The sequence below is a fragment of the Deltaproteobacteria bacterium genome, from assembly GCA_016210005.1.
GTDB lineage: Bacteria > Desulfobacterota > Binatia > HRBIN30 > JACQVA1 > JACQVA1.
In genome coordinates this window covers 45,524-55,438 of record JACQVA010000216.1, presented here as the reverse complement: position 1 = coordinate 55,438, position 9,915 = coordinate 45,524, and the positions used below count along the sequence as shown (strand labels likewise).

Below are 9,915 nucleotides of genomic sequence, written 5' to 3'. Positions count from 1 at the left end.
GCCGCAGCTCACTCAGTCGTGCCAGTCCCTGCGTTGCGCTGTTCTCCCTTGCCATTCGACCATCCTCCTCTCGTCGAGATGGCCGGGGAGGTTAGTCGAACGCGACGTCAGCGCGCATGCATGCTCACCGGAAGGACACGGAACAGCTGGGCTGGGTAGCCCCGTCATGTTCACTTCGCCGGATGAGGGTCGCCTGTCGAGGCGCTGGTCGAGGGCGCGGTCTGGCCGCGCAGGGCGTTAGACACCACCACCGGAGTGTCTCATGACACATGCTCGCGCCACTTTGCCACTTCTGTTCATCGCCTTCATCGTAGCCGCGTGTTCCACGCATAGAGTGCAACTGTATGACGGTCCTGCACTACCAAATCAGCAGGTGGCCGTGCTTTCGGGATCGACCCACCGCAAGATATGGGTCGTCTACAACCGCACCACACGTATCACCGTCATCTCCGTCGACGGTCACTCCGTGGACCCGTCCGCCGACGAGTGGGCGGTTCTTCCCGGGCCTCATGCGGTTACTACCGCATACTGGGTCAACCATCTCTTTCTCGGCCCGGGCTCATCTTTTGCGAGCATCACTCGGCCCGTGCAAGTGCGGCTGGTCGAGTTCACGGGCCAGCCGGGACATCGCTATCGCGTCGACGGGCGCGCTGTCGATATTCCTGGAGCGCCTTCTCAATACCCCGCTTGGGTCGAGGACATCGAGACCGGCGATATTGTCGGCGGGTCGAAGGACCCAGAGACCGCGCCCCTCACGAGGAGGGAGTAATGGGATCAAGACGCTGCAGCTACTTCCGTTGGGACCGGAGCATCCGGTCGGAGCGCTCGTGCTGTGACGTCCACTGCCCAAGACCCCCACTGGGGCGCATGGGACGAAGTACACCGTTCTCGAACTCGGCTTCGATGATTTCCAGGGGTAGCAGGATAGCACAGGCCGAGCCGCTCCAGGCGACGACAAGGGTTTCCCATCATCTTCGTGAGTTTCGTGGTATTCGTGCTGGAGGAGGAAAAGCGGAATTGCTTATGTCGTTACGCGCATAGCGCTGAGCAAGTTCAGCCGAGGCGCAAGAGGAGAATCTCATGGGAAGCATCAAGGACAAGACGGCCATCATCGGTGTCGGCTGCACCAAGTTCGGCGAGCTCTGGGAGAAGGACGCGGAAGACCTGATCGTGGAGGCCGCGTTCGAGGCGATGGATGACGCCGGGGTTACCCCGGACGACATCGAGGCGACCTGGGTGGGCAACCTCTACGACTTCACCGGCCTGAGCGGTAGCGTCGCCGCCGAACCTCTCAAGCTGTTCGGCAAGCCCACCACACGCGTGGAGAACTTCTGTGCCTCGGGCATGGATGCCTTCCGCAACGCCTGCTTTGCGGTCGCATCCGGAGTCTACGATGTCGTGCTCGCCTGTGGAGTCGAGAAGCTCATGGATGTCGGCGGTTCCGGCCTGCCGGTAGACATGGGGCATCCGGTGATGCGCGGCGCCAGCGCTCCGGCTATGTTCGCCCTGACCGCCACGCGCTGCTTCCACGAGTACGGCTGGACGCGGGAGGACCTAGCGCAAGTCGCGGTCAAGAATCACAAGAACGGCGCCCATCACCCGAAGGCGCACTTCCGGCGGGCCATCAGCCTGGATACGGCCCTGAACGCACCGATGATCGCCTGGCCCCTGGGGCGCTTCGACAGCTGCGCCATGTCCGACGGCGCCGCCGCGGTGGTGATCACTCGGCCGGAGATCGCCAAGAAGAGCAAGCACAAGCACGATTACGCCCTCACCAAGGCAAACGCGCTGACCATGCACGCCTTTCTGCCGATGTATCGGGCGTCCTTCGACTGGTTGGGTTTTCCGGCAACGCAGGCCTCGGCGAAGTTGGCGTACGCGGAGGCAGGGATCAAGAACCCGGTCGCGGAGATCGACCTGGCCGAGGTGCACGACTGCTTCACCATCACCGAACTGCTCAACATCCAGGACCTCGGCTTCTGCGAGCGCGGCCAGGCCGCGAAGTTCGTGCGCGAAGGGCATGCGGATGTGGGCGGGAAGATCGCCGTCAACGCCAGCGGCGGCTTGAAGTGCTTCGGTCATCCCATCGGCGCCACCGGCTGCCGCATGCTCTGCGAGATCACCAAACAGCTCCAAGGCCGGGCCGATGGGGCACAGGTGAAAAACGCGCGCCTCGGGCTGGCGCACAATCTGGGAGGACCAGGCTCGGTCTGTGCCGTTACCATCTTGGGGCTGCCGCAATAGCGCTAGCCGCCGTCCCCGGGAATGACTCTTGCGTGACGCAATGAAATCAGATTGGTAATTTGGCTTTGGGGTTGAGACTTTCGACTTTGGACCGCGGGCAAAGCCCGCGCTGTGGAGGACACTATGCCTATCGATCCAAGCAGGGCGCTCGCCGCGAAGTTTCCCGCTCAGCGTGCAGAGTGGGGGCCGGACGACATCGTACTCTACCACCTCGGCCTCGGGGCGGGCTTCGAGAAGCCCACCGATGAGAAGGAGCTCGAGTACACCTACGAGAGAAATCTCAAGGTGCTTCCCAGTTACGGCGTGATCCCGGTCTTCGGTGCGCTCTCCGGGCTTGGCGAGATGCCGGGGGTTGAGATCAACTTCATGATGGTGCTGCACGGCGAGCAGGACCTGGTCATCCACCGGCCGATTCCGGTTGCCGGCGCGGTGGAAACCCAGCGCCGCGTCGCGCACATCTGGGATAAGGGCAAGGCTGCGCTGATCATCGTGGAAACGGTGTCGGGCGATAAGGACGGCCCGTTGTTCACGAACCGCTTCGGCATCTACGCCCGCGGCGAGGGCGGGTTCGGCGGCGAATCCGGTCCGCCGGCAGGCAACCAGGCCCCCGAGCGCGCTCCCGATGTCACCGCGGAGAGCAAGACGATGCCCAACCAGGCCCTGATCTACCGCCTCTCGGGTGACAAGAACCCGTTGCACGCGGATCCGCAGTTCGCCGCGATGGGCGGCTTTGACAAGCCGATCCTGCACGGGCTGTCGACCTTCGGCGTCGTGTGCAAGGCGGTTGTCGACCACGTTCTCGACGGCGATGTCACTAAGGTCGCCCGCTACCAGGTGCGCTTCGCGGGCGTGGTGTTTCCGGGCGAAACGATCGTGACGTCGGTGTGGCGGGAAGGCGGCCGGCTGCTGGTGGACGCGAAGACCAAGGAGCGCGACACTCCGGTGCTCAGCAACGCGGCGATCGAACTGCGTGCGTAAACGACCAAGCAATCGCGATTGTGCTCATGCGGGCCACGAGCCGACCTCCGCCGGCGCGCGTGTGCCGCCCGCCGTACGCGTGTTGACCGGCCGCGTGCCTCACTCCATCTCCGCCACGGGCGTCGCCCGGAGGTCCAGCGCAAGCGGAAACCCGTGCCGGGCGCGGCCGACGATGGCGGCGGCGATCCGCGACTTGCCCGCTACCCAGCGCACGAAATCGAGCTTAACGCCGCCGCTCGCCGCCGGCAGCTTGGTCCACTTGGCTTCGAAGAGATCGGCCAGATAGAGCTTGGTCCAGGGCCGCTCACCCGAAAGCAGGCCCAAGGATTTTAGGTTATGGACGGGCTTTTGAGGAAGGCGTATCCTACGCGCTGTCTCGGTCGGAGGTTGCATGGGCACTGATGCGATTCCCGAGGACGTCCGGCGGGTGATTGCTGCGCACATCGATTCGGTGGCTCAGTTGGAAGCCTTGCTGTTGCTGCGCAGCGACCCGGCGCGGGAATGGGACGCCGGCGCGGTGGCAGAACGACTCTACATCGCCGCCAGCGTCGCTATGACCGTGCTGGCCGAGCTGAGCACGCGGGGGTTTCTGACCGCCTCGGCACGGCCGAGCCCCCGCTATCGCTACCGCCCGGAAGACGAAAGGCTGGCGCGGGCGGCGGATCTTCTCGACGCGGCGTACAGGGACCAGCTGGTCGAGGTTACCAACCTGATCCACGCCAAGAGCCCACCTGCCGTGCAACGCTTTGCCGATGCGTTCGTGGTCAGAAAGGAGAAGTGAGATGGCCCCGTTGGTGTACGCCTTGTGCGCCCTCACGGCCTGCGTTTGCGCCTGGCTGCTACTGCGCGGCTACTTCAGCGGTGGCTCGCGGCTGCTGTTGTGGAGCGGGCTGTGCTTCGCGGGTTTGACGCTGAACAACCTGCTGGTTTTCATCGACCTGGTGGTAATTCCCGAGGCTGACCTCAGCCACCTGCGCCACGCTATGGCACTGGCTGCCTCTGCGATCCTGCTTTACGGCTTGATCTGGGATGTCAGGTGAGGCGCGTATGAACTTGTTCATGTTCGGAGCAACCGCGATGGCATGGGCGGTGGTGGGATTGTTCTTTCTGCGCTTCTGGAAAGAGACCGCCGACCGGCTGTTCCTCATCTTTGCCCTTGCCTTCTGGGTGCTGGCCCTGGGTCGGGTAGCCTTGTCGTTCGGCGCCGACGCCAGCGAAGGTGCGCCGGTCCCGTATTTGATTCGTCTGCTGGGTTTCTGCCTGATCCTTGCTGCCGTCTGGGACAAGAACCGGAGCGGCCGGTCAGCGCGCTGAGGGCGGCAGGTTCGAACCGGTGCTTTCCCAATATCGGTTGCCGCGCAAGCGCCGGGTGGCAATGCTGGCGCGCACCGTGCGTGCGCTCGCCGGCGCGCGAAATGCGGGCACGGTTCCAGCACTCGCGGCGCAGCACTTTCCGCCGCTGCGCGGCCGCGTCGAGATTATCCGCGACGCCAACGGTGTTCCGCACATCTACGCCGAGCAGGAACCCGATCTGTTCGCAGCGCTCGGTTTTCTCCAGGCCGCCGACCGCTTCGTGCTGCTCGATATAGTGCGCCACTTCGGCGCCGGCCGGCTCTGCGAGCTGGTGGGCAATATCGCGGTGCCGAAAGACAGCGAGATGTTTGCCGGCAAGCGCGTCGGTGATCTCGACGCCTTCATCCAGCCGCTCGGATTCGAGCCCCAGTGCGAGCGCGACTACGAGCGCCTCGGCGAGCGCGGCCGGCAGTGCCTGGAGGGGTTTGCCGCCGGCATCAATGCCGCGTTGCATGCCATGCGTGGCGTCTATCCGCCGGAGTACTTGCTGCTCGGCGCGGTGCGCCCGTGGCGCCCGAGCGACGCCCTGCTCGCCGCGCGCGCCTGCGCCTTCGCCATCGCGCTGGCGCCGCTCGATGTCGAGCTGATCTTCGACGCGGTACGCGGCCAGCTCGGCGATGATGCCGCCCGGCGCTTCTATCCTGAGGCGCCGTGGGAGAATGTGCCGGCGAGCTATCCGGTGGTGCCGGGCCCGGAGCCCGAGCCGCCGCTGCATCTCACCGCCGGTGGCAGCAATAACTGGGCGGTGAGCGCCGAGCGCTCGGCCTCCGGCGCCCCGATCGTCGCCAACGATCCGCACGTACCGCTGCTGCCGCTGCCGACGTTCTGGTACCACGCCCACCTCGATTGCCCGCGCTATCGCGTCCAGGGCGGCATGATGCTCGGCTGTCCGATCTTCGGCTTCGGGCACAACGGCTACCTCGCCTGGGGTTGCACCACCGCGTACCGCGACGGCTGGGACCTCTATCGCGTCCAGCGGCTGCCCGGCGATGCCAGCCGCTATCGGACCGTCAGTGGCACCGGCGCCATCACCAAGCACCGCGAGGCCCAGCGCGCACGGTTCGGCCGCGCTATCACCATCGAATGGGAGCAGTGCGAGCACGGCATCATCTATCCCGGCTGGACGCATCATGACGGCGCCGATCTGGCGCTGCGCGTGGTGCCGTCGGATCTTGCCGCGTATTTTGACGGCTACCTCGCCTTGGCCGAGTCGAAGACGGTCGAGGAACACCAGCACGCCCTGGCGCGCATCAACGACGGGCCGTTCGACTTCAACCATGTATACGGCCACAAGGACGGCCACATCGGTTGGGAGCCCTTCGGCCGGCTGCCGCGCCGGCAAGGAGACGGGCTGTTCGTGCGCGACGCGCATGATCCGGCAGCGCAGTGGGACGGCTTCGTGCCGTTTGCGCAGATGCCGAAGATGCTCAACCCCGCCCGCGGCTTCGTGGCCTCGGCCAACTCCATCGTTGATCCGGACAAATTCCGCATCGCCACGACGCGGGTGCATGTCGAGCCACGTCATCGACAGCTGCGCATCGAGTCGTTCCTGGCGGGCAACGCCGCCCACTCATGCGAGACGTTCGCGGCCCTGCAGCGTGATCTGGGCTCCGATTACGGCGTGCCGCTGCGCGATGCGCTGCTCGGGCTTTGCTCCGCCTTCGCCGAACGCTCCGACGCGGTCGGGCATGCCTATCGCGTGCTCGCGGCATGGAACGGCGACTTCACGTGCGACTCGGCCGCCGCGCCGCTGCTGGCATTTACGCAGCAGGAATTGGCGCGGCGGGTGTTCGCGCCGTTGCTCGGCAAAGAGACCGGCCGCCGCTATCTCAATGGCCGGCGCGCCGTGCTGCGGGTGCAGCAGCTGTTGCGCGACCGCAGCGATCCGCTGCATCCGGACCTCGAGCGGGCCAGCGGCAAGTCGTTCGCGGCGCTGGCAGGCGAGGCCTTCGAGGCAGCGGTCACGCGTGTTGTAAAGCAGTGCGGCGCACAACCGGAGCGGTGGCGCTGGGATCAGTTCCAGCGCATTCGCCTCGGCACGATCCTCGCGGAGCTGCCGCTGATCGGCAGCTACTTTCTCGCGCTCGACGCACCGTTCCCGGGCGATCTGTACACCGTCAGCCCGTGCGTCCCGATTCCGGCCAGTAACGGACTGCGCGCCTTCGTCGGCGCCAGCAGTCGCTTCATCTGCGATCTCGCCAAACCTGAGGAGGCGCTTTTCGCGCACTCCTCCGGTCCAAGCGGCGACATCAGCTCGCCGTTCTTCGCCAATCTGACCGTGCCGTGGTCCCGCTACGAGTATTTCCGCTCCGCGTTGTGGAACCCGGATGAGGTGCCGAACCCAGTGGAGCGAGTGATCATCGGGGAAACCAAGCGGCCAGGATGATCGGGCTGGGTGGATCATGCCCGCCAGAATTGCGTGGCGCGATCTTCAGCTTGACTGCTCCTGGGGCGATGGACTACAAGCGCGCGCCGGCCAAACGGACGTTTGTCTACGCAGGAGTATCAATGGCTACCACCGCGCAACGCCAGCAGGCAGGGAAATCAGCGGCTGCCCGCGGCTCCGAAGATACCTACCGGGGCAAGTGGAAGTGGGACAAGGTCGTCAACAGCAGCCACGCCGTCGATTGCTACCCCACCGTCGGCTCTTGCCCGTATTGGGTCTTCCTCAAAGACGGCAAGATCATGTTCGAGGAGCAGGCCGGCAACCTGCCGCGGGTCGAAGAGGGCGTGCCCGACTTCAACCCGCTCGGCTGCCAGAAGGGCTCATGCTGGCATCAGTTCTTGACCGCCAAGGAGCGCGTGCTCTACCCGCTCAAGCGCGCCGGAGAACGCGGCGAGGGCAAGTGGCAGCGGGTCTCGTGGGACCAAGCATTATCGGAAATCGCCGACGGCATCCTCGACGCCATCCAAGAAGTCGGCCCGGAAGCCGTCTTCTCACCCAACGGCGCCAATGCGCTGGCCTGGGGCATGATGGCCCAGCGCCGCTTCTGCTCGGTCACCGGCATCCCGCTGGGCGACTTCGACTCCGACATCGGCGACTGCGTGCCCGGCATGCACCTCACCTGGGGCAAGTACATCACTCCCAGTTCCGATGATCACGTTCACGCCGAATTGATCTTCATCTGGCATTGCAACCCGGCGTACACGCGCATCCCGGTCTACCACTACCTGACGGAGGCGCGTTACAAGGGCGCCGAAGTGGTGATCATCGCCCCCGACGTCAACCCCTCGGCGATGCACACCGACTACCACGTACCGGTCAAAGTCGGCAGCGATGCCGCCCTCTGCCTCGGCATGAGCCAGGTGGTCATCGACGAAGGCTTGCTGAACCGCACCTTCGTGCAAGAACAGACCGATCTGCCGCTGCTGGTGCGGCTCGACGACCACAGGTTCTTGCGCGCTTCCGACCTCAACGACGGCGGGCGCGACGACCAGTTCTATTGCTACGATGCGCGCTCGGGACGGATCGTGGAGGCAGCCCGCGGCAACCTGGCGCTCGGTGAACTCGACCCGGCGCTGGACGGCACCTACACCGCCACCTTGAAAAGCGGCGCGCAGGTGCAGGTCAGCCCTGTCTTCTCGCTGCTCCAGGACCGGCTGCGCGACTACACCCCGGAGAAGGCAGCGGCCATGTGCGGCGTTAACCCCGAGGTCATCCGCACGCTGGCGCGCAAGGTGGCCCGCAAGAAAACCCGCGTGCACGAAGGCCTGGGCACGGGCAAGTTCTATCACGGCGACCTGATGGGCCGCTCGATGTATCTGCTGCTGGCGCTCACCGGCAACTGGGGCAAGAAGGGCGCCGGGCCCGATTACTGGAACACCGGCCCGTCCACCGGCATGCACCTCAACGAACCCCGCACCAAGAGCGGCATCGAAGAGGCGGAACAGATCCTGATGATGCTGCGCGCCACGGTCGAGGGCATCAAGGCCGACGACCCGAGCAAAACCGACGAGATCGCCATGATCGACGTCATGCAGATGCGCAGCGCGATGACGGGCACCTACGTGCCGGTGGCCTGGTGGTGGTACCACCACTGCGGCTTCCGCGAACTCTGGAATCGCCGCGACTGGAACGACCCCAGCATGCGGCGCGAGTTCGATGACTACTTCCGCGAGGCCATGGACAAAGGTTGGTGGAACGGCGTCGACGTTCCGCGCGCCGACCAGCCGCCGCGGGTGATGATCGAATGCGGCGGCAACCTGCTGCGGCGCACCCGCGGCGGCCAGAGCATGTTCCTGACGCACCTCTGGCCCAAGCTCAAGACCATCGTCAGCATCGACGTCAAGATGACCGCCACCGGGCTGTTCTCCGACTACGTGTTGCCGGCGGCGCAGAACTACGAACGGCCACACGCCAACGGCTACGCCGCCACCCTCTTTCTCACTCCGCTGGACAAAGCGGTGGAACCGGGCGGCGAGTCACTGCCGGAGTGGCAAATCTTCCGCCAGCTCTGCCGCCAGCTGGGCGAGCGCGCTCAGGCCCGCGGTATGACGGAGTACACCAACAGTCACGGCCAGAGCGTCACCCTGGCAACGCTCGAGGACACCTTCACCGGCGGTGGCACGATGGTGGACGAGGCCGTGATCACGGCCGAGGGCGTGCAGACCAGCGCCATGATGGGTGTGGTGCCGCAGGGTACCACCATCGAGAGCCTGCGCCAGCAGGGCGCGGTGCGCTTCACCGACTTCGGCATGTTCCCCAACGCGCTCAGCTATCAGACCGACATCAAGCCCGACGAGACGATGTCACCCCTACGCAACCACCTCGAGAAGAAAGTCCCCTACCCGACACTGACCCGCCGGGCGCAGTTCTACATCGACCACGAGTGGTTCCTCGAAGCCGGCGAGGCGTTGCCGTGTCACAAGGACCCGCCCAAGATGGGCGGCAACTACCCGCTGCTGCTCACCAGCGGCCACAACCGCTGGAGCGTGCACAGCACCAACATCGTCAACCAGGTGATGCTCGAAACCCACCGCGGCCGGCCCCATCTGGTGATGAGCCCGCACGATGCCGCGGCCCGCGGCGTGGCCGACAACGAGGAGGTGCGGGTGCACAACGACATGGGCGCCTTCTTGGTGCGGGTCAAGCTGTCACCGTCAGTGCAGCCGGGACAAGTGATCTGCTACACCGGCTGGGATCCGGTGCAGTTCCGCGGCCTGCGCGGGCCGAGCGACGTCGAGGGCGCCATGGTGAAGTGGCTCCACCTCGTCGGCGGCTACGGCCACCTGCGTTACTGGCCGTTCATGTGGCAGCCGACGCACGTCGATCGCGCCACCCGCGTCGACGTGAGCAAGATCGCGTAGGCAAGCCCACCCGGCGCGCTCGGAAGTAAGCGA

The 9,915-nt window shown here is 65.5% G+C and carries 9 protein-coding genes; 8 read left to right on the top strand and 1 reads right to left on the bottom strand.

The window, feature by feature from the left end:
* Positions 1-379 precede the first annotated feature (379 nt).
* The 3 genes from HY699_21055 (at position 380) to HY699_21045 (ending at position 3,222) form a co-directional block, all read left to right on the top strand.
* Complete coding sequence (locus HY699_21055) at positions 380-769, top strand: hypothetical protein (protein MBI4518296.1); 390 nt, start codon at positions 380-382, stop codon at positions 767-769.
* A gap of 311 nt (positions 770-1,080) precedes the next feature.
* A complete protein-coding gene (locus HY699_21050; protein MBI4518295.1) occupies positions 1,081-2,244 on the top strand; it encodes an acetyl-CoA acetyltransferase in 1,164 nt (387 codons plus the stop codon).
* Between the two features lie 123 nt (positions 2,245-2,367).
* On the top strand, positions 2,368-3,222 hold the full coding sequence (locus HY699_21045) for a MaoC family dehydratase N-terminal domain-containing protein (protein ID MBI4518294.1): 855 nt from the start codon (positions 2,368-2,370) through the stop codon (positions 3,220-3,222).
* A gap of 99 nt (positions 3,223-3,321) precedes the next feature.
* Here the strand turns inward: HY699_21045 and HY699_21040 are convergent, their stop codons facing one another.
* Entirely contained in the window at positions 3,322-3,546 is a 225-nt protein-coding gene (locus HY699_21040; protein MBI4518293.1) for a hypothetical protein, read from the bottom strand.
* A gap of 67 nt (positions 3,547-3,613) precedes the next feature.
* On the opposite strand from HY699_21040, the gene HY699_21035 reads away from it, so the two are divergent.
* The 5 genes from HY699_21035 (at position 3,614) to HY699_21015 (ending at position 9,882) form a co-directional block, all read left to right on the top strand.
* The gene (locus tag HY699_21035) at positions 3,614-4,003 is read left to right on the top strand and encodes a hypothetical protein (GenBank protein ID MBI4518292.1); all 390 of its coding nucleotides are present in this window, start codon (positions 3,614-3,616) and stop codon (positions 4,001-4,003) included.
* A 1-nt stretch (position 4,004) separates the two neighbouring features.
* A complete protein-coding gene (locus tag HY699_21030; protein ID MBI4518291.1) occupies positions 4,005-4,262 on the top strand; it encodes a hypothetical protein in 258 nt (85 codons plus the stop codon).
* Positions 4,263-4,269: 7 nt separating this feature from the next.
* The gene (locus tag HY699_21025; GenBank protein ID MBI4518290.1) at positions 4,270-4,536 is read left to right on the top strand and encodes a hypothetical protein; all 267 of its coding nucleotides are present in this window, start codon (positions 4,270-4,272) and stop codon (positions 4,534-4,536) included.
* Positions 4,537-4,555: 19 nt separating this feature from the next.
* Positions 4,556-6,961 (top strand): penicillin acylase family protein, encoded by a 2,406-nt coding sequence (locus tag HY699_21020; protein ID MBI4518289.1) that lies wholly within the window; start codon positions 4,556-4,558, stop codon positions 6,959-6,961.
* A 122-nt stretch (positions 6,962-7,083) separates the two neighbouring features.
* On the top strand, positions 7,084-9,882 hold the full coding sequence (locus HY699_21015; GenBank protein ID MBI4518288.1) for a molybdopterin-dependent oxidoreductase: 2,799 nt from the start codon (positions 7,084-7,086) through the stop codon (positions 9,880-9,882).
* The last annotated feature ends 33 nt before the right edge of the window (positions 9,883-9,915 follow it).